This is a genomic window from Paenibacillus solanacearum, from assembly GCF_910593845.1.
GTDB lineage: Bacteria > Bacillota > Bacilli > Paenibacillales > NBRC-103111 > Paenibacillus_G > Paenibacillus_G solanacearum.
This window is the reverse complement of the sequence record NZ_CAJVAS010000060.1, coordinates 1-26,933: the sequence shown is the minus strand read 5'-3', so window position 1 is coordinate 26,933 and position 26,933 is coordinate 1. Positions and strand designations below refer to the sequence as shown.

General features: G+C 56.8%; 17 protein-coding genes. 12 read left to right on the top strand and 5 right to left on the bottom strand.

All coding sequences use genetic code 11. From position 1 onward, the window contains the following. Positions 1-942: 942 nt before the first annotated feature. Together KXG62_RS31485 and yhbH are read right to left on the bottom strand one after the other, a co-directional pair. A complete protein-coding gene (locus KXG62_RS31485) occupies positions 943-2,373 on the bottom strand; it encodes a SpoVR family protein (protein ID WP_218095973.1) in 1,431 nt (476 codons plus the stop codon). Further along, complete coding sequence (yhbH, locus tag KXG62_RS31480) at positions 2,370-3,530, bottom strand: sporulation protein YhbH (protein WP_218095972.1); 1,161 nt, start codon at positions 3,528-3,530, stop codon at positions 2,370-2,372. Before yhbH ends, KXG62_RS31485 begins: the two co-directional genes overlap by 4 nt. Positions 3,531-3,939: 409 nt before the next feature. On the opposite strand from yhbH, the gene KXG62_RS31475 reads away from it, so the two are divergent. The 7 genes from KXG62_RS31475 to KXG62_RS31445 all read left to right on the top strand — a co-directional run bounded on the left by KXG62_RS31475 (position 3,940) and on the right by KXG62_RS31445 (position 18,235). Further along, a complete protein-coding gene (locus tag KXG62_RS31475) occupies positions 3,940-10,239 on the top strand; it encodes an Ig-like domain-containing protein (protein WP_218095971.1) in 6,300 nt (2,099 codons plus the stop codon). 381 nt (positions 10,240-10,620) lie between these two features. Further along, complete coding sequence (locus tag KXG62_RS31470; RefSeq protein WP_218095970.1) at positions 10,621-12,117, top strand: sensor histidine kinase; 1,497 nt, start codon at positions 10,621-10,623, stop codon at positions 12,115-12,117. Continuing rightward, entirely contained in the window at positions 12,095-12,799 is a 705-nt protein-coding gene (locus tag KXG62_RS31465; protein ID WP_218095969.1) for a response regulator transcription factor, read from the top strand. Before KXG62_RS31470 ends, KXG62_RS31465 begins: the two co-directional genes overlap by 23 nt. Before the next feature lie 153 nt (positions 12,800-12,952). Continuing rightward, positions 12,953-13,483, top strand: a complete 531-nt coding sequence (locus tag KXG62_RS31460) for a hypothetical protein (protein ID WP_218095968.1) — start codon at positions 12,953-12,955, stop codon at positions 13,481-13,483. A gap of 169 nt (positions 13,484-13,652) precedes the next feature. Beyond that, positions 13,653-14,681, top strand: coding sequence for a response regulator (locus tag KXG62_RS31455; protein ID WP_218095967.1), 1,029 nt, complete (start codon positions 13,653-13,655; stop codon positions 14,679-14,681). Then, positions 14,678-16,474, top strand: coding sequence for a cache domain-containing sensor histidine kinase (locus KXG62_RS31450; protein ID WP_218095966.1), 1,797 nt, complete (start codon positions 14,678-14,680; stop codon positions 16,472-16,474). The genes KXG62_RS31455 and KXG62_RS31450 overlap by 4 nt, the downstream gene beginning before the upstream one ends. A gap of 108 nt (positions 16,475-16,582) precedes the next feature. Continuing rightward, entirely contained in the window at positions 16,583-18,235 is a 1,653-nt protein-coding gene (locus tag KXG62_RS31445) for an extracellular solute-binding protein (protein WP_218095965.1), read from the top strand. A 59-nt stretch (positions 18,236-18,294) separates the two neighbouring features. On the opposite strand, the gene KXG62_RS31440 is transcribed toward KXG62_RS31445, so the two are convergent. Further along, on the bottom strand, positions 18,295-19,128 hold the full coding sequence (locus KXG62_RS31440) for a sugar phosphate isomerase/epimerase family protein (protein ID WP_218095964.1): 834 nt from the start codon (positions 19,126-19,128) through the stop codon (positions 18,295-18,297). A 185-nt stretch (positions 19,129-19,313) separates the two neighbouring features. On the opposite strand from KXG62_RS31440, the gene KXG62_RS31435 reads away from it, so the two are divergent. From KXG62_RS31435 to KXG62_RS31420, 4 genes are all read left to right on the top strand, one after another. Next, complete coding sequence (locus tag KXG62_RS31435; protein ID WP_218095963.1) at positions 19,314-20,327, top strand: NAD-dependent epimerase/dehydratase family protein; 1,014 nt, start codon at positions 19,314-19,316, stop codon at positions 20,325-20,327. A 15-nt stretch (positions 20,328-20,342) separates the two neighbouring features. Beyond that, positions 20,343-21,326, top strand: coding sequence for an aldo/keto reductase (locus tag KXG62_RS31430; RefSeq protein ID WP_218095962.1), 984 nt, complete (start codon positions 20,343-20,345; stop codon positions 21,324-21,326). Between the two features lie 178 nt (positions 21,327-21,504). Continuing rightward, complete coding sequence (locus KXG62_RS31425; RefSeq protein WP_246627732.1) at positions 21,505-22,647, top strand: ATP-binding protein; 1,143 nt, start codon at positions 21,505-21,507, stop codon at positions 22,645-22,647. Between the two features lie 66 nt (positions 22,648-22,713). Next, complete coding sequence (locus KXG62_RS31420; protein ID WP_246627731.1) at positions 22,714-25,050, top strand: glycoside hydrolase family 95 protein; 2,337 nt, start codon at positions 22,714-22,716, stop codon at positions 25,048-25,050. Between the two features lie 57 nt (positions 25,051-25,107). Here the strand turns inward: KXG62_RS31420 and KXG62_RS31415 are convergent, their stop codons facing one another. Further along, positions 25,108-25,317: a hypothetical protein gene (locus KXG62_RS31415; RefSeq protein WP_246627730.1), complete on the bottom strand. Its 210-nt coding sequence runs from the start codon at positions 25,315-25,317 to the stop codon at positions 25,108-25,110. Between the two features lie 383 nt (positions 25,318-25,700). Here KXG62_RS31415 and KXG62_RS31410 point away from each other — a divergent pair, with 383 nt between their 5' ends. Continuing rightward, a complete protein-coding gene (locus KXG62_RS31410; RefSeq protein WP_218095960.1) occupies positions 25,701-26,078 on the top strand; it encodes a DUF423 domain-containing protein in 378 nt (125 codons plus the stop codon). Positions 26,079-26,177: 99 nt separating this feature from the next. Here the strand turns inward: KXG62_RS31410 and KXG62_RS31405 are convergent, their stop codons facing one another. Beyond that, entirely contained in the window at positions 26,178-26,714 is a 537-nt protein-coding gene (locus KXG62_RS31405) for a hypothetical protein (protein WP_218095959.1), read from the bottom strand. Positions 26,715-26,933: the final 219 nt, after the last annotated feature.

Sequence of the window (26,933 nt, the reverse complement as noted above, 5' to 3'; positions counted from 1 at the left end):
CCTCTACGGGCATGATTCCTTGCGATCAGGCGATAACTCGTAAACTCGTATCGCCAAGGCAATTAAGCCTATCATGCCCGCCCCTCCATGTAAAGCCTTCCTGAGTTAACTTTGGTAAAAAACCATTTACACAAAATAATTTACACTCCCAATTTTTGTGCATGCTGAATTGTCATCCGTGAGGTAAATTACAAATTCGAGTTTTTCAACATTGCATCAGCTAAAAATTTCGCTTTTTCATGTGTTGTATTAACGATCGTAGCTTCGATTTATTTATGTGAAAGCGAGGAGTTTATATAGATGTTATAACCGAAATTCTTGTCTGTAGCTATCGTATTTGTCATCCAGTAGTCTTCACATTTTTGCAAAAAATCTAATCTAAATCTTCATTGGTGTTCCTTCGAAACGGATGTTAATAAACTCCATTGTTGCTCTGAGATTTGCTAATAATTCACCAGAACCAATAAATACGTTGTTATTTACCGCATTTACAATCGAACACACCCCGATATGATTCTTGATTTTCTTGGTTTTTCGATTGTGCGGAATAATTGAACAATGGGGAGGACCGATCCTCATGGCTATCCCCGTCAGCTTATACCCAACTATTCCTCCTCGGTAGTTCCTAGTTGGTCAGTTAACACAAGTATTCCTTTTGTTCGCGTATTATAGATGAAGTTTCGTTAACTCATAGTTTGATACATGACCATGTTGAGTTTGGCAAGCATCTATTTTCTTATCTGTGATACGGTCATTATATTCAGCAACTCTCGGACAGGCAATCCCAACAGTATTGGGTCAATTTAGTTCAGCGACAACGAGGCCATAATCTTCCTGCCTGCTTGAACAACACAGCCCCGCGAAATAAAAAGGCTGCGGGTCAATGCCGTGGACAAAGAATAAGCCGCGACCGTAACCTTCGTTACGCCGCGGCTTTGCTTGCTACAGAAACTTGCGGTTATGCTTCTTCCCGTCGTACGAGAACAGCACGGGCTTCGCCTCAATGACCGATTCCAGATGGACCGTCTTGCCCCACAGCTGCTGGATGTACGGAATGGTGCGCTCCACATATTTGAGATCCAGCTCCATGCCTTCGTACATGTGCTTGAGGTACAGCTCCCCGTTTCTTTCGAAGTCGCCGTTATCGACGACAATGTACGGGAAGCCGCCGTTCACGCGGGAGTAGACGAGCTGATCGCGGATGTGCTCCCATGATTTGTCGGTAATTTTCCACTCCGGCCCTTTTTTCTCGAAAATGTATAAATCGAGCTCGTCACACAGCTTTTTCGTCATGTAGTTGCGGATGAAGGAGAGGTCGGAGTCGTATTCGCGCACTTCGAATATTTTTTTGCGTCCTTCGCCGCCTTGGCGGCCGAATCGTTCGCGCTCCTCCTGGGTTGGTTGATCCCATCGCTTTTCGATATCCTCGAATATTTTGAGCCCAAGATAGTACGGATTCAGGCTGTGCCGCGACGGCACGACGACAGAGGAGTTCAGCTTGGCGTATTCGATCGTCTCGTCGTCGGTCAGGTCCAGCTCGCGCAGGATGCGCTGATGCCAATACGAAGCCCAGCCTTCGTTCATGATTTTCGTTTCGATCTGCGGCCAGAAGTAGAGCATCTCGTCCCGCAGCATCGTCATGATGTCACGCTGCCAATCGGTCAAGTAATGGCCATGTTCCTCGATGAACAGCATGACGTCCTTCTGTCGGACGGAAGGGAACTTCGGAGGCTGCTCCGCCTTGTCGGAAGGCTTCTTGCCCCGGTCGTCCAGATCCCACAAATCCTCATAGCCGAATCGTCGTTCCTTCGTTTCCTTGAACGGGGCCGCGGACGCGTCGCGCTCTTCGCGCTGCCGGTGATACGGCTTGGAGATGAGCGGGTCGACATGCTCTTGAATGGCGAGCACGGCGTCAATGAACTTTTCGACCTCATCCATGCCGTACTGGATTTCATACTGCCGGATGCGCTCCGCCGTGGCGGACATGCTCTCGACCATGTTGCGGTTCGTTTTCGAGAAACGGACGTTGTTTTTGAAAAAATCGCAGTGCGCGAGCACGTGCGCCACGATCAGTTTGTTCTGAATGAGCGAGTTGCCGTCCAGCAGGAAGGCGTAGCACGGATCGGAATTAATGACCAGCTCATATATTTTGCTCAGTCCGAAATCATACTGCATTTTCATTTTGTGAAACGATTTGCCGAAGCTCCAATGGCTGAAGCGCGTAGGCATTCCGTACGCGCCGAACGTGTAGATGATATCCGCCGGACAGATTTCGTAGCGCATCGGATAAAAGTCCAGCCCGAAGCCTGTGGCGATTTCGGTAATTTCCGTGATGGAATACTCGAGCTGCTTCATATAATCCGCATGGTTCATCGTGCGGCACTCCCTTCGGCGCTTTTCGGGAAAAACGTTTTGAGCGCTTTGTACACTTCGCCTTTTTCGCGAATGACGTAATGCACGAATTTCGGATCATGAATGTTGCGGTAGCTGGACATAAGCGTGCTGCTGCGGTTGTACTGATTCACTTCGCCGTAGCCGAACAAATTGCTGCGCTTGACCAGCTCGCCGATCAGCTTCACGCACCGCTCGTTGTCCGAGGTCAAATTATCTCCATCCGAGAAGTGGAACGGATAAATGTTGTAGCGCGACGGCGGGTATTTGCGGTCGATCAGGTCGACGGCCAACTGGTAGGCCGAGGAGCATATGGTGCCGCCGCTCTCGCCTTTGGTGAAAAACTCCTCTTCGGTCACTTCCTTCGCTTCCGTATGGTGGGCGATAAAAATAATTTCCACATGCTCGTACTTCGTGCGCAGAAACCGCGTCATCCAGAAGAAAAAGCTTCTGGCGATATATTTTTCAAACGAGCCCATGGAGCCCGACGTATCCATCATCGCCAAAATGAGCGCGTTGGAGTGGGGAGTGACGATATCTTCCCATGTGCGGAATCGAAGATCGTCCGGACTGATGCCGTGAATCCCCGGCTGGCCGTCGCGCGAGTTGCGCCGCAGGTTTTCGAGAATGGTCCGTTTTTTATCGATATTGGACATGATGCCCTTCTTGCGCACATCATTGAAGATGATGTCTTTGGTCATCACGTTTTGCTTTTCTTTCTGCTGCAGGTTTGGCAGCTCGAGCTCCTCGAACAGCATCGTCTGAAGCTGCTCCATCTCCACTTCCGCGTCGTAATAATCTTCTCCCGCGCGGTCTCCTGCCCCTTCCCCTTTGCCAGCGCCGCTTGCCGGCTGCGGGTCTACGCCGAGCACGTCGCCCACCTGACTGTCACCGTCGCCTTGGCCTACATGTTTGCTCTTGTTGTAATTGTAACGGAAACGGTATTCGTCCAGGCTGCGGATCGGCACTTTAACGATCTGCTTGCCGTCGGACATAATGATGCTTTCGTCTGCTACGAGATCCGGGAGGTTTTGCTTGATCGCCTCGCGGACTTTTTCCTGATGGCGGGTCTGGTCCTGATACCCTTTACGATGCAAGGACCAGTCCTCACGGGAAACGGTAAATAAAGGTTCGGTCATGCGGGACACCTCCTGAGAGTTCGGTCTTCCGTAAAATCGACTTCGGATGAAAGTAACGTCGATAGCCTGCATCGCCAAGGTAGATGGAGGCCGCGACTGAGGTGACATACGAAAGAGGTTGCAAGCGGCAAAAAATGCTTGTTACTAAATATATTCAAGCAGCGGGAGGATATGTGAGGGGAACAGGAGCCTAATTTGTGCGGAAAATTCTGAAAACTAGCGAGTGTTCCGCTTTTCAATGGTTTTTATCGCTTGTTTTTCTATGTGCATCCCCCAAATGGGGAATATGTTCACAGGCTTGCTCCCTTTACAATATAGAGTGGCAAATCGTTTTTGGGGGAAGAGGAACCGATGCGGGGAACGGAAGCCGCCGCCGTTGTCAATTTGAATAAAAGGATGTGCTTGGGAATTGGGGAAAATAAAATCGGCGGTATGGGTACCGATGGTGCTGTTCGTTATTGCGGCATGCATGATGTTTCCGAAAGCTAGCTTCGCTTTTTCCGGCAGCGGGGCGGGAACGAAGCTGAATCCATATATCATTACGACCCCTGCGCAGCTGAACGAAATCAAGAGCTCATCCGGCTCTTACTATGTGCTGGGACAAGATATCGACTTGACCGGCATACCTTGGTCGCCGATCCCTACATTTAGCGGCACGCTGGATGGCCGGGGATATGCGATTCGCAATATGACCATCGTAACGTCTACGGAGCCCAGCGGATTTATTGCCAGCAGCAGTTTAGGTGCAGTCGTAAGAAATGTAGGCTTCGAAAATGTCAATTTGACGGGTAACAGTACGTCGGCCGGAGCTATGGGGGCTGTGATCGGTACGTTGAACAATAACGGAACAGTAGAGAATGTTTACGTGACAGGCAGTATCGATACATTGGGTCGCCGAGTCGGAGGCATTGTGGGACAGATTCAGAATGGCGGGACCATTCGAAACGCTTATTCTAGGGCAACCGTATCCGCGACGAGCAATACCGGCGGGATTGTCGGCTATACGCAATCAACAAGCAACAATATTCATATTGATCATGTTTACGCGACGGGGGGCATCAGTTATAAAACGGGAGGCGGGAATGCCGGGGGGCTGCTCGGTAACGTGCTGAATGCCTATGTTACCGACGCCTACTGGAACACATCGTCTACCGGCACCTCCAAGGGTATCGGGTTGTTTTACACCGTAACGGATAGCAGCCAGGGGCTTACTGATGCGGCGATGAAGACGCAGAGCTCGTATGCCGGCTGGGATTTCCAGTCGATTTGGAAAATGAGTTCCACTTATCCTGTGTTCCGAAAAATGGCGGCGTCGGTTTCCGCGGACGTGCCTGACGGGAAGTACCGCCAAGGCGCAGCCATTTCAATTGAAGTGACGTTTAACGATACCGTGTCGGTAACGGGAACGCCTGCTATTGAGCTTAACAGCGGAGGCAGGGCTGCATATGCCGGGGGGAACGGCACTGATACGTTAACCTTTCTGTATACTGTGCAGGAAGGCGATACATCGGCCAAATTGAATTATCTGGGAACGGGGGCATTATTGTTACAGGGCGGGACGATTCAAGACTCGGAAGGTGATGACATCAATTTGCTGCTGCCGGACACGGCAACGGGACTTTCGCTGGCGAATCGCAATATTGTGATCAAGACGGATGAACCGTACGTTACCGGGGTTACAACCTCGCTGCCGGATGCCGCCTATGCGCTGGGAGCGAGCATTCCTGTTCTGGTGCAGTGGAACAAACCGGTCACGGTGACGGGAACGCCCAGCTTAAAGCTGAATACCGGCCGTTATGCCTACTATACCGGCGGCTCAGGCACGAATACGCTGCTGTTTCAAAACACAGTAGCTTTGAACGATCAATCGGCCCTATTGGATTACGACAGCGCCGCTGCGCTCGAATTGAATGGGGGTGCGATCAAAGACAGTCTCAATAATCAGGCGTTTCTCGGATTGCCGAGCCCGGGAAACGCAGGTTCTTTAAGCGCAGGCCACGCGATTGTCATCGATACGACGGCAGATCAAACGGCAATTAACACGGTTATCGCGCTGATTGCAGCGCTGCCGGATAAGGCGTCGGTAACATTGTCCGACGCCGCCGCGGTAATGTATGCGCGTCAGCAGTACGACGGGCTGAGTGCAGTTCGGCGCGCGCAGGTTACGAACGTGACGCGCCTGACGGAAGCGGAGGCAGCGCTCGTGGACCTGCACGCGGCGAAGACGGTGCAGGATGCGATTGCGGCGCTGCCCGCGAAGGCCGCGGTGACGCTGGCCGACGAAGCGGCGGTGATGTCGGCGCGTCAGCAGTACAACGCGCTGAGCTCTGCGCAGCAGGCGCTGGTGCCGAACGTGACGCGCCTGACGGAGGCGGAAGCAGCGCTGGCGGACCTGCACGCGGCGAAGACGGTGCAGGATGCGATTGCGGCGCTGCCCGCAAAGGCCGCGGTGACGCTGGCCGACGAAGCAGCGGTGACGTCGGCGCGCCAGCAGTACAACGCGCTGAGCGCCGCGCAGCAAGCGCTGGTGCCGAACGTGACGCGCCTGGCGGAAGCGGAAGCGGCGCTCGTAGACCTGCATGCGGCGAAGACGGTGCAGGACTTGGTCGCGGCGCTGCCCGCGAGGGCTGCCGTGACGCTAGCCGACGAAGCAGCGGTGACGTCGGCGCGCCAGCAGTACAACGCGCTGAGCGGTGCGCAGCAAGCGCTGGTGCCGAACGTTGCACGCCTGACGGAAGCGGAAGCGGCGCTCGTAGACCTGCACGCGGCGAAGACGGTGCAGGATATGATCGCGGCGCTGCCCGCGAAGGCCGCGGTGACGCTGGCCGACGAAGCGGCGGTAACGTCGGCGCGTCAGCAGTACAACGCACTGAGTGGCGCGCAGCAAGCGCTGGTCACGAACGTGACGCGCTTGACGGAAGCGGAAGCAGCGCTGGCGGACTTGCACGCAGCGAAGACGGTGCAGGACATGATCGCGGCGCTGCCCGCGAAGGCCGCGGTGACGCTGGCCGACGAAGCGGCGGTGACGTCGACGCGCCAGCAGTACAACGCGCTGAGCGGTGCGCAGCAAGCGCTGGTGCCGAACTTGACGCGCTTGACGGAAGCCGAATCGGCGCTCGTGGACCTGCACGCGGCGAAGACGGTGCAGGACATGATCGCGACGCTGCCTACGAAGACCGCGGTGACGCTAGCCGACGAAGCGGCGGTGACGTCGGCGCGTCAGCAGTATAACGCGCTGAGCGCCGCGCAGCAAGCGCTGGTGCCGAACGTGACGCGGCTGACGGAAGCGGAAGCAGCGCTGATGGACCTGCACGCGGCGAAGACGGTGCAGGACTTGGTCGCGGCGCTGCCTGCGAAGGCTTCCGTGACACTAGCCGACGAAGCGGCGGTGACGTCCGCGCGTCAGCAGTATAACGCGCTGAGCAGTGCGCAGCAGGCGCTGGTGCCGAACGTGATGCGCCTGACGGAAGCCGAATCGGCGCTCGTGGACCTGCACGCGGCGAAGACGGTGCAGGACATGATCGCGGCGCTGCCCGCGAAGTCCGCGGTGACGCTGGCCGACGAAGCGGCGGTGACGTCGGTGCGTCAGCAGTACAACGCGCTGAGCGCCGCGCAGCAGGCGCTGGTGCCGAACGTGGCGCGCCTAACGGAAGCGGAAGCGGCGCTCGTGGACCTGCACGCGGCGAAGACGGTGCAGGACATGATCGCGGCGCTGCCCGCGAAGACCGCGGTGACGCTGGCCGACGAAGCGGCGGTGACGTCGGCGCGTCAGCAGTACAACGCGCTGAGCAGCGTGCAGCAAGCGCTGGTCGTGAACGTGACGCGCCTGACGGAAGCGGAGACGGCGATTCAGGCGTTGCACATCGCGGACGCATCACGCTCCGGGATCGTCGCTTCGCCTGCAGCGGTCCCTGCCGGGGGGACCGAAGCTTCGCTCGTTACGGTGACGCTGCGCAACGCGCACGATAATCCGTTGTCCGGCAAGCAGGTTCGGTTAACCGTATCTGCAGGCGCCCGTGCAGTCGTTGCGGCAGTCTACGATACGACGAATGCGGACGGTCATGCGGCGTTCAAGGTAACGAATACGGCGGCGGAGAGCGTGACGATCACCGCCGAGAATGTCACGGATCAAATCACGTTAGCGCAAACGGCAACAATCTCGTTCATCGCCGGAGGCGTCAGCCTTCCGAACTCCACGGTGACGGCATCGACGTACGCCGTACCGGCCGACGGGGTCACGCCGTCGCGGATCACAGTCACGCTGAAAGACGCCTACGACAATCCGCTGCTTGGCAGACAAGTTCGCTTGAAGGCGAGCGGCGGCAGCTCGGTGATCGCGGCGGTTTACGATACGACGAACGCGGACGGCCAAGCGGCGTTTCATGTAACGAACGCCGAAGCGGAAAAAGTGATGTATACGGCGGAGGACGTAACGGATCGGATGACGCTGAACGAGGCGGTATCGGTTACCTTTGTTACGGGAGAGGTAAGCACAGTGCATTCCGCCGTAACGGCCTCGTCTTACACTGTTCCGGCGGATGGAACGACGCCATCGCGGATCACGGTCACGTTGAAGGACGTCTACGGACATCCGCTGCCCGGCAGGCAGGTCCGCCTAACGGCGGCGGGCGGCAGCTCGGTCATCGCGTCGGTGTATGACACGACGAATGCGAACGGCCAAGCGGCGTTTCATGTAACGAATATCGCTGCGGAGCAAGTAACCTATGCGGCGGAAGACGTGGCGGATCGGATTCGGATAAATCAAACGGCGGACATTCGTTTTATTTACGGCATACCGCCGGCGATTTTGCTGCATGCCGACCCGCTGGAAGCGACGTACGGCGAGGTGACGGTTACGGTCACGGCAGCCGCATACGGAGAGCGCAATGCCATTGCCGTGCTCAAATGGGCTAACGGCACTTTGCCGGCCAGCTATTTCGCAGGCAACGGCAGCGAATTGAATAATGGCCGTTTTACGGTTCGGGAAAACGGGACGTATACCGTATACGTTAAAGACATCGCCGGGAATGAAAATACAAGCGGCGTGACGATCGCCAATATTTTGGCGCTCAGCCGCGATGCGCGGCTGAGCCGCCTGCAGCTTAGCGGATTGGATGGCGAACTGTCGCCATCGTTTGACGCCGGCATAACAGGCTACGAGGCGTTCGTATCGCATCGGGTCGCCTCAGTAACCGTCACGGCGTGGACGGCGGATGCGAACGCCGCTGTGACAGTGAACGGGCAGCCGGTCCGAAGCGGCGAAGCGTCGCCGCCGATCCCGCTGGCGGACGGTGTGAATACCATCACGATCAGCGTCACTGCACAGGATGGCAGCACGAATGGAGCCTATACGGTAACCGTGGTCAAAGCGGCTGAGCCTGTAGATGATACTTCGTTGGCGGATGACTCGGAGCCTTCTTACGGCGGGGACAGGGAGACGCCTGTTAAGCCTGTGGATCCGAACGCAGCGCGGATGTCCATTAACGGGCAGCAGTACGAGGGAGTCGTGAAAACCGTTCATGGCGATGTTGGAGGGCGATCCACGGTTACCGTGGCGTTCGAGCCGGCTATGCGGGAAATCATCGAACGGACAGAGCAGCAGGCAATCGTGACGATTGTCGTGCCTTCGGATGCGGATGACGTCACCGTCGAGCTGGACGGAGAAATCGTGAAGCGGTTGGCGAGCAAGCAGGCCGTGCTGGAGCTGCAAACGGCGAAGGGCGCTTACAGGCTGCCGGCAAGCGAAATATCGATGGAACGTTTGGCGGCCATGAACGGCGCCGGCGGCGAGCCGACTTCGTTGCAGGTGCGCATAACGATCGCGGCCGGTCCGGAATACAAAATTACGCGTATGCAAAATCACCCGGACAATCATTCCATTCATCTCGTTGCGCCGCCGGTCGACTTTACCGTTACCGCCGCATGGAACGGAACGCCGCTGACCGTGGACACGTTCGATTCATTCGTGGAACGCTCCATCGTGATACCGGACGAAGCCGAGCCGGGGATGATCGCAACGGCCGTCGTAATGAACGAGGAAGGAACAGTCCGTCATGTCCCGACTTACGAAACGGAGCTGGACGGGAGACGGACGGCAGTGATCCGCAGTTTGACCAACAGCACGTATGCGTTAGTATCGCATCGGCCTTCATTGACAGATATTGAAGGTCACTGGGCGCAGCCGTCCATCACCGGGCTGGCATCGCGCTTGATCGTGCAGGGCGGCGCAGGCGGCCGCTTCCATCCGGATTCCGCCATCACCCGCGCGGAGTTCGCGGCGCTCGCCGTCAGGGCGCTCGGACTGCCGGAGAACGGCAGCACCGCAGCGTTCGGCGATGTGGAACGAACGGACTGGTTTTACGGCGCGGTTAGCGAAGCTTATGCCTACGGCCTGATCGCAGGCTATGCCGACGGCACATTCCGTCCGGAGAAGACGATCACGCGGGAAGAAGCGTGGACGATCATCGCAAGGGCGATGAAGCTTGTCGGATTGAACACGAGAGCCGGTCTGAGCGAAGGCAGTCTCTCGCAAACTCCCGGATATGAGGATATAAGCAGTTGGGCGGTAAGCGCCGCCGCAGCTGCGGCTGGCGCAGGTTTGATCGGCGGCGACGAGCAGGGATGGAGTCCCGGGCGGCCGATCACAAGAGCGGAAACGGCGGCGATCATGGAGCGGATGCTGATTAAATCCGGTTACATTCGCCCGTAAAACCGGCATGCGGGGACGTCCAGCTCGCGCGGCTGGCACCAACCTTCGGATCGTTCGCGGTATGCGAACGGTTCGAAGGTTGTTTGTTATACCGGACTACTGCGGGCATGCAGGATGAGGCGTGCGCGCTCCCGTTGCCTGCCGGCGGACATGGATGCGCGATGGAACGGTTCCTTCGAAGCAACCTGCATTCGTCGGAACCGCAATCGTATTACGCCTACAAGCCTGCATCGGTCAACGTATCGGTGCAGGCTTGCTTGCCGACTGCTGGCCGGATCGATCCGCCCGGGTGCCTCCCCCCTTTTCCGGTGACGTTTTCCTGATGGGCATCCTGTTGTAGTATGATAAGGTTATCGAAAACGTTGAAGGAGATGGACGGCCGTGTCGATCCGCAAAAAGCTGCTGTTGTCGCATATCGCCATGATTATTATTCCCGTCGTCGTCTTTGTGCTCACGGCAATGCTGCTTATAACCGCCGTCATGCAGAGTATGACCGGGGAAGGACCGGACCAGAGGCTGTTCCCGGCGGAGGCGTTCGCCCGTAACAACGAGCTGTTCGCCGGACTCGCCTTCATGGCCGATGCGAAGCCGGAGATGATCACCGACGCCGATTTTTTACGGCAGACCGAGCCTAAACTGCAGGAGCGTAATGCGGGGATCGCGGTGGTCCGAAACGGGGAGCTGGTCTACGTTTCTCCGATTCTAGGTGAACGCGGTCCTGTTGAAGCGTTCGTCCGTGGCAATGCGACAGCCGGGGAGCAGCGGTTTCAGGCAAGGCAGGAGCTGGGCGGCAAGCAGTTTGCAGTCCAAAAGCATCCCTTTGCCTTCGACAGCCGGACGCAAGGGACGATTTATTTTTTCGGCGATGTCGGGCCGACGCTGCGCTTTTTTCGTATTTTTTTCCCGCTGTTGTTCGTGACGCTGCTGCTCGTGATCGGTCTGACGAACGGATTGCTCACTTATGTGCTGTCGCGCAGCATTGTACGGCCGTTGAAGACGTTGAAAAAAGCGGCCGAGCACATCCGCGAAGGCGATCTGGAGCATAAGCTGGCGCCGGGGCGAAAGGACGAGATCGGCGAGCTGAGCGACGCCTTCGAAGAGATGCGGCAGCGCTTGCGGCAATCGATCCATACGCAGCTGCAGTACGAGACCAACCGCAAAGAGCTGCTCGCGAATATTACGCATGATTTGAAAACGCCGATCACCGCGATTCACGCATGCGTCGACGGGCTGCGGGACGGCATCGCCGATACGCCGGAGAAGCGGATGAAATATCTCGACAGCATTCACAAAAAAATAACCGATCTGAACCGTCTGATCGACGAGCTGTTTTTGTTCTCCAAGCTCGATTTGAAGAAGCTGTCGTTTCATTACGAACCGCTGGAGCTGGATGCCTATTTACGGGACAAGGTAACGGAGCTGAGCGGAGAGCCGCACAACCAAGGGGTGCGGTTCTCGTATCGCAGCAATGCCCGCGGCCCTGTGTCCGTCATGGCGGACCGCGATCAGCTATCCAGAGTCGTAACGAATATCGTGAGTAACAGCATCCATTACGCCGGCAAGCAGCCCGTCGATATCCGGGTGGAGCTGACGGAACGGGACAGCGATGTGATGGTGCGGATTTCCGACAACGGACGAGGCATTGCGAGCGACGCTTTGCCGCATATTTTCGACCGTTTTTATCGCGCTGATCCTTCGCGGAGCCGTCATACAGGGGGCAGCGGGCTTGGGCTGGCAATCGTCAGGCAGATCGTGGAGGAGCACGGCGGTACAACGTGGGCGGACAGCAGGCCAGGCGAAGGAACGGACATTTTCTTTACGTTGACCAAATCGGGAAAGCGGCAGGTGAGAAACGGTGACGAAAATATTGATCATTGAGGACGATGAAGTGATCGCGGATGTGCAAAAGGATTATTTGGAGGCGAGCGGCTTCGAGGTAGACGTCGCATCCAGCGGAGCAACCGGCCTGCATAAGGCGCTGAACGAGCCGTATCAGTTGATTTTGCTGGATCTGATGCTGCCGGAAACGGACGGATACGACATTTGCAAGCAGGTGCGGAGCCAAAAGAACGTTCCGATCTTAATGGTTTCGGCCAGAAAAGAAGAAGTGGACAAAATCCGCGGACTCGGTCTGGGAGCCGACGATTACATCGTCAAGCCGTTCAGTATCGGCGAGCTGGTCGCCCGGGTCAAAGCGCATTTGGCCCGCTATGACAGACTCGTGTCGCAAGGCGCGGAGGCGGAGGCCGCATCGCCCAAAGAAGTGATCAGGATCAAAGGCATCCGGATCGACAAACGGTCACGCAAAGTATTGATCGACGATCGGGAGGTAGCATTCACGACGCGGGAATACGACCTGCTGCTGCATTTGGTCGCGCATCCGAACAGGGTATTCACGAAGGAGCAGCTGTTCGAGAGCATCTGGGGGCTCGATTCGATGGGCGACCTGGCCACCGTGACCGTCCATATCAGCAAGCTGCGGGAAAAGATCGAACCGATTCCCGCCAAACCGCAATACATCGAAACGATATGGGGCGTCGGCTACAGATTCAATCTGTAAGCCGGCGCCTTTTTGCCATGGACGGGGCTTAACGCAGTTTCATTCGGCGTGGAGGCACGGGACGGATTTTATACTTTTTTTATACTTCGTTTAGCGCCGGTTTAGGCATCGGGGATACGATAAGACTAAATAAACGAAAATGGAGGGGTGGCCATGGCCCGCCTAACGGTGTCCGCCAAAAAGGGGATGCTGCTGCTTCACATCCTATTTGCTTCGATAATGCTCGGCAGTACGGTGGTCGTTCTCATCCTGAGCATCACCGCGATGAATACGACAAGCCACGAAGTGCTGCGTTCCTGCTATACCGTCATGCACCTATTATCGAGAACGAGCATGAGGGCGTCGACCATCGGAACGACCGTGACCGGCATCGCGCTGTCCGTCGGAACGCACTGGGGATTGTTCCGCTATTACTGGATTATGCTGAAGGAAGCCTTAACTGTGCTGGCGATCGGAATCGGCACGGTCGGATTTTACGTATGGACGCTCAAGGGCGTGACGGTCGTATCCACGGAAGGCATGGATGCGCTGCGCCATACGGAATTTATGGTGAACGAAGCGCAGCTTGGGATCGGCATTGTCCTTCAGCTGATGTCGCTGGTGATCCTGTTTGCTGTGTCGGTATTCAAGCCGTGGGGCAAGCGGAAGGAGCTGACAACCGCCGGTCCTGCGACGAAATCGTAAGCAGCTCCCCGGGGGAGGCCTGATTGGTCCCCAGCTTCATGAATCCGTTCCGCCGCGCCCTCAGGTGAATTTTAGACAAAAACAAGTGAGGATGGTACATGTTCGTTCCCCGAGCCGGGCGGTTACATTGGGAATATGGGACGAGAGACTGCCTTGAGGGGGAGCCAGGATGAGCCGTATTTATATCGTGGACGATGAGCCGATGATTTGTTTGGGCTTGCAGCAAATCGTGAAAGAATATGACCGGTTTGAGGAAGTGCATACGTATTCGGACGGCCGCTCCGCGCTTGCCGCGATACTTGCCGAACCGCCGGATCTGGTCATGACCGATATTCGCATGCCGCGTATGGATGGCATCGAGCTGTGCCGGCACATTCGCGAGCATCGTCTGGATACGCAGGTGATCGTGTTGTCCGGTTACGGCGATTTCCATTACGCCCAGCAATGCATGTCATACGGCGTGAAACAATATTTGCTGAAGCCTGTCACCGAGAGCGAATTGTATCCTGTACTGGATCAAATCGTGATCAAAGGCAGCGGCCGCCCTTTTTCGCTGTCGCGGTTCGAGGCATGGATGGAGCGGGTCGAGGAAGCGCTGTGGCTGGCGCAGGAGGACCGGCTGGAAGCCGAGCTGGATGAAGGCCGGCGCGAATTTTTCGAACCGGGCGGCGGGGGGATTGCGCCTCCGCTGCGGATGGCGGCCGACGGGCTGGAGCTGCTCGCCAAAAAGCTCAATGCCCGCGGCATTTACAGCTTTGAAATCGCTTCCGGTCAAGTCGGGGCGGATGCCGCTGAAGCGGGCGCGTTTCACGCGTTCTCCGCGCAAATCCATCATTGGCTGCGGCAGCTGTCGGCATACCGGGGCGGCGGTCAGGTTCATGTCTTCGAAGCGGCGCTGGAGTTTATCGACCGGCATTTATGCGAGGATCTGACGCTGGAGACGGTCGCGGCTCGGCTCGGCCTGACGCCGACGTACTTCAGCCATTATTTCAAGAAGATGTCGGGCGAGACGTTCGTGCAGTACCGGCTGCGCAAAAGGATGGATGAAGCGAAGCGGCTGCTGTCGATTCCGCACTACAAGATCATCGACATCGTGTCGGAGGTCGGCTATGACAGCTACCCGCACTTTTCCCGCATCTTCAAAAAAACGGCCGGTTGTTCGCCCACCGAATACCGCAGCATGCTCGGCATCAAATGATGAAACGAACGATGGCGCGGCGCATTTATTTTTACTTCGCGGTCGTCATTGCGCTGACCTCGGTCACGATCGGCGTCACCGGGTATTGGCGCTCGTCCAAGGAGCTGGACAATCAATACCAGGCGCTGCTGGCGCAAATCGTCGATAATGCGGTGCATCAGACCGATTTGTATTTGAAGGGGTACGAGCGCGCGACGCTGTCGATCTTGACCTCGCCGCTGGTGAAGGACGCGCTTCTTGCGAAGCCGGATAAATCGAAGGTCAGCGAATTCGTTATCGCCGAAAACATGATGAAGCAGCAGTTGTTCCAGACGGTGCTGATCAATAACCCGGAGATTACCATGGTGTATTTGACCGGCTACAACGGCTTTCGGGCGATGGACTTCAACGAGCAGGTCACTCCGTTCAATTACAAGGCATTCGAACAATACATCGACCAGTTGAAGGAGGACACGCGGGACGACGGAGGACTGACGATTCAGGATTCCGGCTTTCTCGACGGTCATTTGACGCTGGCGCGCAAAGTGTCCGATCGCCAAACCTCGCGGGTGTTCAAGGGCGTCATGGGCTTCGAGATGCGCATCAATGAACTGAAGACGCTGTGGAAAGGCATCCGTCTGGGGGAGACCGGGTACTTCTTCATCGTCGGCGACCGCGGTAAAATCATATATCACCCCGATAGCAAGCGGATCGGAAAGCAGCTTGCCGGACGGCAGTTCGAGGCGGTCAAGAGCAATGCGAACCGCGTATTCGAGCTCCCGGACGAGCCGGACCGGATCTTCTTCAGCCGCCATTCCGATTACTCCGGGTGGAATCTGGTGGCCAGCATGTCGCTTAGCGAGCAGCGGGAGCCGGTTGCTGCCCTGCGGCAGACGACAATGTACGTAGGTCTCGGGACGCTGCTCATTGCTCTATATCTTGCTTACCGTTTCGGCCAGTCGATTGTGAGGCCGGTTCGCCGGCTGGAGCATGGCATGCGCCAGACGGAGATCGGGCAGTGGACGAAGGTGCCGCTGACCGGCAGCCATGACGAGATGGACCGGCTGATCTCCAGCTACAATACGATGGTGGAGCGGTTGGAGGCGCTCGTAGACCGCGTGTACGAGACCGAGCTCCGCAATCAGGAACATCAGCTTCGGCGCCAGCTGGCGGAGTTTCAATCGCTGCAGTTGCAGATTAACCCGCATTTTTTGTACAACACGCTGGAAATCATTATTTGCTATGCCGTCATTCAAAAGTCGAGCGAGATTAAGGAAATTGTCCGCTCGCTTTCGTATATGCTGCGCTATTCCATACGCACCGATCTGGAGGAAATTACGGTAGCCAACGAGCTGAAGCATATGATGCATTTTATCGCGATCATGAAGTTCCGCATCGGCCGTGAATTTGAAATCGACGTCCGCATTCCGCCGGAGCTGCTGCTTAAATCGATGGTGCGCCTGACGCTGCAGCCGCTCGTGGAGAACATATTCAAGCATGCGTTTCCCGACGGCATCGAGGGGCATCATACGATCGTCATAGACGCTTGGTGCGATGCGGAAGACTTTTATTTGGCAGTCGAGGACAACGGTGCGGGCATTTCCGCCCATCGCCTGAACGCGCTGCGCGAAAGCTTGCGATGCTCGGCGGATCGATCGCCGGACGGCAGCATCGGCCTCGGAAACGTGCATAACCGGATTCAAATGGTGTTCGGCGAGCGGTACGGACTGCGCGTGGACAGCAAGGAAGGCCGCGGCACCCGGATTACGATGCAAATGCCCGCCGCAGCAACAAAAAAAGTCATGCCGGGTTAAAACGGCGCAATGCACGCGCCCAGGCTTAAGAGATATGCTTCGATTATAGAGGCGCAATCAAACCTGTAGGGATAACGAAACAACACTATCGAAGGAAGAGGGGGACGGATGGTGGGCAAACGCGGGAAATCGCCGTTCTTCTGGCCAGCGGCTGCGGCTGCGCTGCTGCTCTTGGGAGCCTGCAACGGAGCGAAGCCGGGGAACGGCACGGCCGACGCGGACCGGGACGCGCAAGTGACCGAAGCGGGCGTCCTCCCGATTACCAGACAAAAAACGATGCTTCGGGTGATGGTCAGAGGCTCGGGCAACGTGGAAAACTTCGCGACGAACGAGTTTACGAAGTGGCTGGAGGAGAAGACGAACATTCAGATCGAATGGGAGGTCGCCCCGGAACAGACGTATCAGGAGAAGCTGAACGTTACGCTAGCCAGCGGCGATTATCCCGATGTGCTGCTCAATATGGGCATTTCTCCGAATAAGCAGTCGATTTACGGGAAGGACGGCGTCTTTGTGCCGTTGAACGATTATATCGAGAAGTATGGCGTGGAGACGAAGAAGATGTACGCGCAGGTGCCGTACGCCCAAGAGCTGATGACGCTGCCGGACGGCAACGTCTATGCGCTGCCGCAGATCAACGAATGCTACCACTGCGCCTACGGCCAGAAGATGTGGATCAATCAGGCTTGGCTCGATGAGCTGGGCCTGCCGATGCCGGTAACGACGGAGCAATTTTACGAGACGCTGAAGGCATTCAAGAAGCGCGATCCGAACGGCAACGGCAAAGCCGACGAGATTCCGCTGGCGGGCGCGATCAACGGCCCTTCCGCCAGCTTCGAGCATTTTATTATGGGAGCGTTCATTGAGAAGGACAACAGCCTGAAATATATTCGCGACGGCCGAATTCAGGTGGCGTACAGCCAGCCGGAATGGAAGGAAGGGCTCCATTATTTGAACCGGCTGTACGAGGTGGGCTTGATCGCGGCCCAATCGTTCACGCAGGACCGCAATCAGCTCAAGCAGCTCGGGACGAGTCCGGGGTTTGAAGTGCTCGGAGCCGTTCCCGCGCAGAACCCGACCGTCTTCCTGGAGCCTGATTCCCCGCGAATGAAGCAATATGTGGCGCTGCCGCCGCTCCGCGGGACGGAAGGGGTGCGTTCGACGGCTTACAACCCGTACGCGATGGCGTACGGCACTTATGTCGTTACGAATAACGCCCGCAATCCGGCAGCCGCGTTCCGGCTCGGCGATTTTTTGCTGAGCGAAGAGGCGACGATGCGAAGCACGATTGGCCGGCCGGGGCTGGAGTGGGACAAGGCGTCTCCGGGAGAGCTAGGGCTGGACGGCCGGCAGGCGAAGTGGAAGCAGCTCGTCACCTTCGGCAAGCTGCAAAACGTGCACTGGGCGCAGTACGGCCCGAGCTTACGCACCAACGCCTATCGGCTGAGCCAGTATGCCGATCCGAAATATCCACTCGAAATTATGCTGTACAACGAGACGCAGCACAAGTACGAGCCGTATCGCATGGATCCGTCGAAATCGGTTCCGCCGTTATTTTTCACGAGCGAGCAGGCGGAGGAGCTGACCCATATCGAAAAGGCGATAACCGACTACCGCACCGAATTTTTCGCCAAGGCGGTGACCGGGGCGATCGAGATCGAGAGCGAATGGCCCCACTATTTGAGCGCGCTCGACAAGCTGGGCTTGGACCGCGTGCTCGCCTTGTATCAGCAAGCCTACGATGCATCGAGATGGAAAAAATAACGAAAGCCCCGTCCCAAGTCTGTCAATGACGGCACTAAGGAGAGGGGCTTCGTTTCATTTTACAAGCAAGATTTCAGATGCGCGATAGAGGCTGGAATATGCTCCAGCTCGATACCGCCTTCGAAGGATACGTTCGAGTAAGGCTTGTACTGCCGAAGCAGCTGCATGAAGAATGGATAGTCGACGCAGCCGGTACCCATGCGGACGTATGTCTTTTTGCCCTCCGGGGTGAAGTCCATATCTTTCACATGCGCAAGTACGATCCGGTGCCCGAGCTGCCGGAACGCATGCTGCAGCACCTCGTGCTGGCGTTCGATGTTATGGGCGTGAAGCAAGTGGCACGGGTCGATGACGACGCCGATGCTCGTGGACGGCACTTCTTCCAGCATGCGGTGCATCAAGTCCGCCGTGTGGATCACTTCGGTGCCCGAAGGCTCGATCCCGAGGGTGACGCCCCATTTCTCCGCTTCCTCCGCCAGCTCCTCCACAACGCCGCGAAGCTGGTTCCACAACTCCTCTGTGCTGCGTTCCGGATGCGCTTCCATATAGGTCTGGATCGTTCCGGTTTCCGTGGCGACGACGCTGGCGCCGAAATCTCTGGCGTAGCGCAAATGCTCCTTGAAGCGTTCGATGCCGTATCTTCGCTCTTCCATATTCGGATGGATCGGATTGATGTAGCAGCCGAGCACCGAGATCCGTACGCCTTGCCGAGCGAACGTGTCGGCGACATGATTGGCGAGTCCCGGACTTAACCGTCCCAGGCTGGTATCCATATCGGAAAGCGCTTTCGCCAGCGCGAGCTGTACGAATTCAAAGCCGTATGAGCTTACACGGCGGACAAGTTCGTCGCATGTCGTCTTGCCAAGATTATGTGCCAGTATTCCGTAGCGCATGAGCGTGCCTCCTTTGACGTCATATGGATAAAATAACACGGTTCCGCAGGTACAGGCAATGTGCAGCTATTAACTTCTTGCCGTAAACGCGGGCATGGGCGCACGCCTTCCCTTGCCATGTCGTTCGGCGGGATGTACTGTAGAAGCAGAGGGAATCCAATTACTTTGCAAAGCGGGTGCTGAACATGAAAGTATTGATTCTGGGAGGAACGGGCGTCATTAGCCGGTGCATTGTAGAACAACTGCTCGCCGCAGGCCATTCTCCGGTGCTGTTTAATCGCGGAACGCGGAAGGAGCTGTTTCGGGAAGACGTTGAGTGGCTGATCGGCGATAAGAACGATGCGGACACGTTCCAAGCGCTGGTGCGGCCGCATCGCTTTGACGTGGTGATCGACATGATCTCCTTTAACGCGGCCGATGCCGCACTGACCGTGCAAACGTTCAAGGATCGCGCGGGTCAGCTTATTTTTTGCTCGAGCACGGCGGCGTACAGACGGCCGTTCCGGAGCATTCCGGCGCGGGAGGAAGCGGAGGCGCTCGTGGACGATCCTGCGTTCCCGTATGCGTACCACAAAGCGGAGATGGAGCGCTATCTGCATACGGTAATCGAAGGCGGCGAAATTCCGGTGACGATCATCCGGCCTTCGCTGACGTTCGGTATCGGCGGGGCGAATATGGGCGTTCTCCGGCAAAATGTCAACATTGTGCACCGGATTGAGGCAGACAAGCCGCTCGTGGTGTTCGGCGACGGCACCGCTCCGTGGAGTTTCACGTTCGCACCGGATACAGCCAGCGCTTTTGCAGGCGCCGCAGGGAATGAACGGACGTACGGACAATCGTATCACGCGACCAATGAAGATTTGCATATATGGGAGGACCTGTACCTGGAAATCGGCAAGCGGATCGGCCGCGAGCCGCAGCTGGTTCATATCAGCTCGCAGCTGCTGCATGAAGCGAACCCGGCGCTGTTCGGACACCTGTATTATGAGAAGCAGTACAGCGGCTTGTTCGACAATGCGAAGATCAAGCGCGATATCCCGTCGTTCCGCAATGGCATCACACTAGCGGAAGGGCTCGATATGATGCTTCGCTGGTTCGGGCGGGAAGGTCATCCGGTCGATGTGGAAAAGGACCGGCTGGAAGATCGGCTGGTCGAGACGTATTATCGCTTCGGGGATGAACTGAAATCACTATTCTAAGGGAGGCAGACGGCGATGAAATACAGGCAGCTGGGCAATACCGAATTGAACGTAAGCGAGATCAGCTTCGGCACATGGGCGATCGGCGGCTCGTGGGGCAGCGTGAACGACGAGGAGTCGCTTCAAGGCTTGGAGCGCGCGATGGAGGAAGGGGTTAACTTCTTCGATACCGCCGACGTCTACGGAAACGGTCGCAGCGAGCGGCTGCTCGCGCAGGCGACCAAGGGAAAGGAAGACCGGATTCATATCGCGACGAAGTTTTGCCGTTCCGCCGACATTCACGATCCTGCCGTTTATTCGGAGGCATCGGTGCGCGCGTTTTGCGAAGCGAGCTTGAAACGGCTGGAGCGGGAGCGTATCGACCTGTATCAGATTCATTGCCCGCCGATCGATATATTGTGCGACGGCTCCGTGTTCGAAGTACTGGACAAGCTGCGGCAGGAGGGGAAAATCCGCGAATACGGCGTCAGCGTCGAGACCGTGGAGGAAGGGCTGCTCTGTTTGACATACCCGAATGTCAAGGCGCTGCAGGTCATCTATAACATTTTCCGCCAAAAGCCGCAGCAGGAGCTGTTCCCGCGGGCGCACGCGCAGGGCGTCGGCATTCTCGTCCGGCTGCCGCTGGCGAGCGGTCTGTTGACCGGCAAGTTCACCGAGCGCAGCACCTTCGATCCGGGCGACCATCGCAGCTTCAACCGCAACGGCGACAGCTTCAATGTGGGCGAAACGTTCGCCGGACTGCCGTTCGAGACGGGGGTGCAGCTCAGCCGCAAGCTGGATTGGATCGCCGGCGGCCGGGGCAATATGACGCGGGCCGCGCTTCGCTGGATATTGGACAACCCGAACATAACGTGCGTCATCCCGGGGTTCCGGAACACGGCTCAGGTGGAGGACAATCTCGGCGCACTGGCCGTGCCGTCGTTTTCGGCGGAGGAGCGGGGCCGGCTGGAGTCGTTGTACGCGGAAGAAATACATCACCGGATCCGGGGCGCGTATTGATAGGTTGATTTGACGGCGCGGCACATCGAACGGCCTACGCCGGCGAGCCGCCGCATGTTCAGCATTCGGCGAACCGTTCGCTTCGGCCGTATTTCTTTCAATATTAACGCTGGATCGACAGGAAATTCCATTTGTTTTGTCGTATTGTTTAACTATATATGACGCGCAAATGGAGGGTATGATGACAAGGGTTGACAAGGAGCTTGCTTATTTGCGGGAACACAAGGGCGCGGTGATCGAACGTTGGCATGCGAAGATTCGGAAGGCTTACCCCGGCTATTACGAAGGAGCATCGGTGCTTCTGGAGACCGAGCGTTACTTCGAATACCTCATCAGCCTCCATATTCCGAAGGAACAGCACGAGATTTTGTCCAAAGCTCCGGAATGGGCCAAACGGCTGGTCGAACACAACATACCGCTCCATCACATTTTGCGAAGCCATCATTATTGGCGCAACGCGATGAATGAAGTGCTGGCTCAGAACCGTGAGCTGGACCCCGTCTCCACGCTGCTCCTGCTCAACGAGCTGGAGTCTCGGATGCAGCTGTACGAGGAGACAGTCTGCCACATTTTCCTGGAGCTGACCAACGCGAGAATGACCGAGCAGGAGCGGGCCATCACGCAGCTTCACGACGATCGTCTCAATCTGATCGGCAAAATGGCGGCGAGCATGGCGCATGAAATCCGAAATCCGTTAACGTCCATCAAAGGATTTCTGAAGCTGATTCGGGAAAGCATGACGCATGAGGACGATTCGAAAATTTACCGCTATTTGAACGTGGTGGAAAACGAATTTGAAAATATTCATATGCAAATTACCGGCTTGCTCAGCTTTTCGAAAAAAAGGGTCATCGAGGAGCCGTTCGTTCATGTGACGCCCAGACAGCTGCTCGATTCGGTCGTCTCGCTGCTCAATCCGCGGTTTTTGAACGAAAACGTAAATTTAACGGTCGAGCTGCTGGAAGGAGAGCTGCTGACGATTCAGAAAGTAGCCGTGCAGCAGGTCATCTCCAATGTGATCAATAACGGTCTGGATGCGCTGTCCCGGATCAAGCACGACAAAGAGATGGGGATTCGCGGCTATATGCGAAACGATGCGTATGTCATCGAGTTTTCCAACAACGGGCCTGCCATCGCGCCGGAAATCCAGCTGACGCTGTTCGAGCCGTTCGTCACCGACAAGGTGGAGGGCACCGGCCTGGGGCTGGCGATCTGCAAAACGATCATGCAAAAAAATAACGGCGGCATCTCGTTTATTTCCGCGGACGATCGCACCACGTTCACCTTAACGTTCCAGATTAACGAGCAGAGCGAAGCGTGAGAAGCTTACTTTTGTCCAAATGAAGCTTAATAAAATCCATTCTTCCGGGGACAGGCTTACGGTACAATGAAGTCGATGTTACAGGAGAAGGGATGGGTCCGAATGCAGCGGCGCGAGTACAAGCTGTGGTACCGGGATGCGGCGAAACGGTGGCCCGAGGCGCTGCCGATCGGCAACGGCCGGCTGGGCGGCATGATTTTCGGTACGGTAAGCCAGGAGAAAATACAATTAAATGAAGATACAGTATGGTATGGCGGGCCGAAAAAAGCGAACGGCTCGGATGCGCTGCGGCATTTGCCGGAAGTTCGCCGTCTCTTGATGGAAGGAAAGCAGCGGGAGGCGGAGCATCTGGCCCGTATGGCGCTGATGTCCGCGCCCAAATATTTGCACCCGTACCAGCCGCTCGGCGATTTATTGTTTTATTTGCCCGGCCATGACCGGACGCCGGAGCATTATGATCGCGAGCTCGATCTGAGTACGGCGACGGCCCGGGTCAGCTATGTGCTGGACGGCGCCCGCTATGAGCGCGAATATTTCAGCAGTGCGGCGGATCAGGTGCTCGTGGTGCGTCTGACGAGCGATCGGCCCGGCGGGCTGACGTTCGGGGCGCATCTGATGCGCAGGCCGTTCGACTCGGGAACGCATCGGGCCGGGAACGATACGATCGTGATGGATGGGGAATGCGGCAAGGATGGCGTGCGGTTCGCAGCGGCGGTGAAGGCGATTGCCGAAGGCGGGGCCGTGCGGATGATCGGCGACTTTATCTCCGTGGAGAACGCCGACCGGGTCACGCTGCTGGTCGCGGCGAATACGACGTTCCGCCATGCCGATCCGGAGCAGGCCAGCCTCGCTCAGGTGGAAGCGGCGGCGCTGAAGCCCTACGAGCAGTTGAAGCGCGAGCATGTGGCCGACTATGCGCGGTACTTCGACCGGGTCAGCTTCCGATTAGGACCGGCGGCTTCGTTGCTAGCTGCGCGAGAGCAGGATGATCGGCCGACGGATGAGCGGCTCGAGGCGATGCAGGAGGGGAACGAGGATCCGGGACTGGTCGAGCTGTACTTTCAGTTCGGGCGGTACCTGCTGCTGTCCTGCTCGCGCCCGGGGACGCTCGCAGCTACGCTGCAGGGCATTTGGAACGACAGCTACACGCCGTCGTGGGAATCCAAATTTACGATCAACATCAACACGGAAATGAACTATTGGCCGGCGGAAGTATGCCATCTGGAAGAATGCCATGAGCCGCTGTTCGATCTGATCGAGCGCATGCGCCCGAGCGGCCGGGAAACGGCAAGAACGGTATACGGCTGCGGCGGCTTCGCTGCGCATCATAATACGAATTTGTGGGGAGACACCCACATCGAGGGCATTCTGGTCAGCGCGTCGATCTGGCCGCTCGGAGCCGCCTGGTTGTCGCTGCATCTGTGGGAGCATTACCGCTTCGGGCTGGACGCATCGTTCCTTGCGGACAGAGCGTACCCGGTGATGAAGGAAGCGGCGCAGTTCCTGCTTGAGTATATGATTGAGGATGGGCAGGGACGTCTGCTTACCGGGCCTTCGATTTCGCCGGAAAATAAATTTGTATTGCCGGACGGCACGCGCGGCAATTTGTGTATGGCTCCGGCTATGGATACTCAGATCGTGCATACCTTGTTTGAAGCCTGTTTGTCGGCGGCTTCCGTTCTACAGACGGACGAACCGTTCCGGGAACAACTGCAGGCGGCGATGGCCAAGCTCCCGCCGATCCGGATCGGCAAGCACGGACAAATCATGGAGTGGCTTGAAGATTACGACGAAGCGGAGCCGGGCCACCGTCATATCTCGCAGCTGTTCGCCCTGCATCCGGGCGAACGGATTCATCCGCAGCGCACGCCGGAGCTGGCGCAGGCGGCCAGACGGACGCTCGAGCGCAGGCTTGCGCACGGCGGCGGACATACCGGCTGGAGCCGTGCCTGGATCATTAACTTCTGGTCGCGGCTCGGGGAAGGGGATATCGCCTACGAGAACGTGAAGGCGCTGCTCGCCAAGTCGACGTATCCGAACTTGTTCGATGCCCATCCGCCGTTTCAAATCGACGGCAACTTCGGCGGCACGGCGGGGATCGCGGAGATGCTGCTGCAGTCGCACGGCGGGGAGATCGCACTGCTGCCGGCGCTGCCGCAGGCTTGGCCCGACGGCGAGGTGACGGGGCTGCGCGCACGTGGCGGTTACGGCGTCGACATTCGCTGGACCGGCGGGCGGCTGGACCACGCGGTACTGCAAGCCAAGCGAGCCGGCGTATGCCGGGTGCGCGCGCCGCAGGAGCTGCGCGTCACCGAAGACGGGACGGCGGTTGCCGCCGTCTATGCGGATGGCGTGCTGGAATTTGAAGTATCCGAAGGGCGAAGCTATACGCTGGCGCCATAAACAAACGAGAACGGCCGCATGCGAATGAGCATGCGGCTTTGCTGTGCGAAGCCCGGTTCATTTATAAGCTTTGCCTTTGGTCAAAATGCACGGAACACCGCAGCCGATCGCGCCCGGTCGAGACATTTTTTCCAAATAACGCAAGCCTCGGCTGCATTTCCGGCATTTCTCGCATACATCGGAAGTGACAACCTTCATGTTGAACTGGTTTTTATCAATGATGGAGGGAGGGGTACCTTTCTTGGGCGGTTTTTTCGCTTTGCTCACGAGGCTCAACTCCTACGGGCTGTGTAGGCAACGGCCATCGGCGGACGCGATGCAGCCGTTGCAACGTGGTTGACAACGACATCGGCGGCTCGATGTAACCGTTGCAACGTGGTTGACAACGAACATCAGCGGACTTGATGCAGCCGTTGCAACGTGGTTGATGCATAGTATGACAGGCGCTATCATTTTGCTACTGGCTTGCCCTTTCACGGTCGAAGAACATTTTTTGGCGCGTAGGTCTGGCGTGAGCGTAGGGGAACGGCATGATTTTGTTTTCGATGCCCAAATCCTTTATGATAAGAAAGACATGCATTGAAGCTCGATGCTTTCGAATCGTTGATCGCGTTTCGAAAGCATGATAGAGGTCGGAGGGGACAAAGGAAATGAACAGAACGTTTATCGGGCTCGGCAGCATCTTCGGATTTTTGTCGGTCGCCCTGGGCGCGTTTGGCGCGCATGCGCTCAAGGCCAGCCTGACGCCGGACATGCTCGCCAACTATCAGACTGGCGTGCAGTACCAAATGATGCATTCGCTCGGTCTGATCGCCATCGGACTGGCATCTTCGGTGCTGCCGTCAAGCGGGCATTTGCGGAGAGCCGGATGGGCGATGGCGGTCGGCATTATCGTTTTTTCGGGCAGCTTATATATTCTTAGCGTTACGGGCGTCAAAGCACTCGGTGCGATCACGCCGATCGGCGGCGTGGCCTTTCTGTTCGGCTGGCTGTCGCTTGCGCTGGCGGCATGGCAGAAAGCGAAATAATCGAGCGCACATTACATTTCCGACCGGCCGCCGGCCGGTTATTTTTTTGCATAAAAAATAAAAGAGCCCAGAGCCATATATGCGGGCTCGGGCTTCCTATCAGGCTTCGAAATCGTCGATTTCGTTCATTTTAAGCAGATACACTTTTTTCTCATCTACGTGATAGACGGTCACATTGTCGCTGGCCGGATCCGTGCTAATAATGCGGCATGGAATGCTCAGCCGGATGCCTTTTCCTTTCACGACGGTCAATCGAATGAGCGTGTTGTTCTGTTGGAACGATTGCAGCTTATCCCATATTTCCAGATAAGGGTTCGTTTCCGTCACGGCCGCTTTTCTCGGCTTGCTGCCGTCTTTGTCAGCGGAGCCGGTCCCGGCTGTCTGGCGGTTTGCCAGCGGTGGCGCGATTGGGGCTGCCTTCGCCTGGCCCTGCTTCCTGATTGCCTCTTGCAGCGCGGTATCGATTTTTTCGCCTAAGACAATGCCCTGCTTAATGCTGTAATCTTCAATCGGCTGTGAATTCAACAGATGCAGTAAAGCTTCCAGAGCTCGGCCGTTGGATCGTTCTTCGATCATGATGTCCACGCTGAAAAGAAACTTGCGGTTGTGCGGATTCTCCGGACGGTTCAAATCCATCGACGGCTCCTCCTTTCCATAGTTACGCTTTACTAATATACCATCTTTTCCTGTAGGAAAAAAGAACTAAGATTCACATGGAATGGAAAATATTATGACCTAAAAGTGTGGTGAAAAATCAGTTTTTGGCATTGTCTTTCTGACGAGCCAGTTAAAGAAAAACATTGAAATGTGTAAAAGCCAAGCAAGTTGAAGGATACGCTGTGCCCGTGAAGTTTA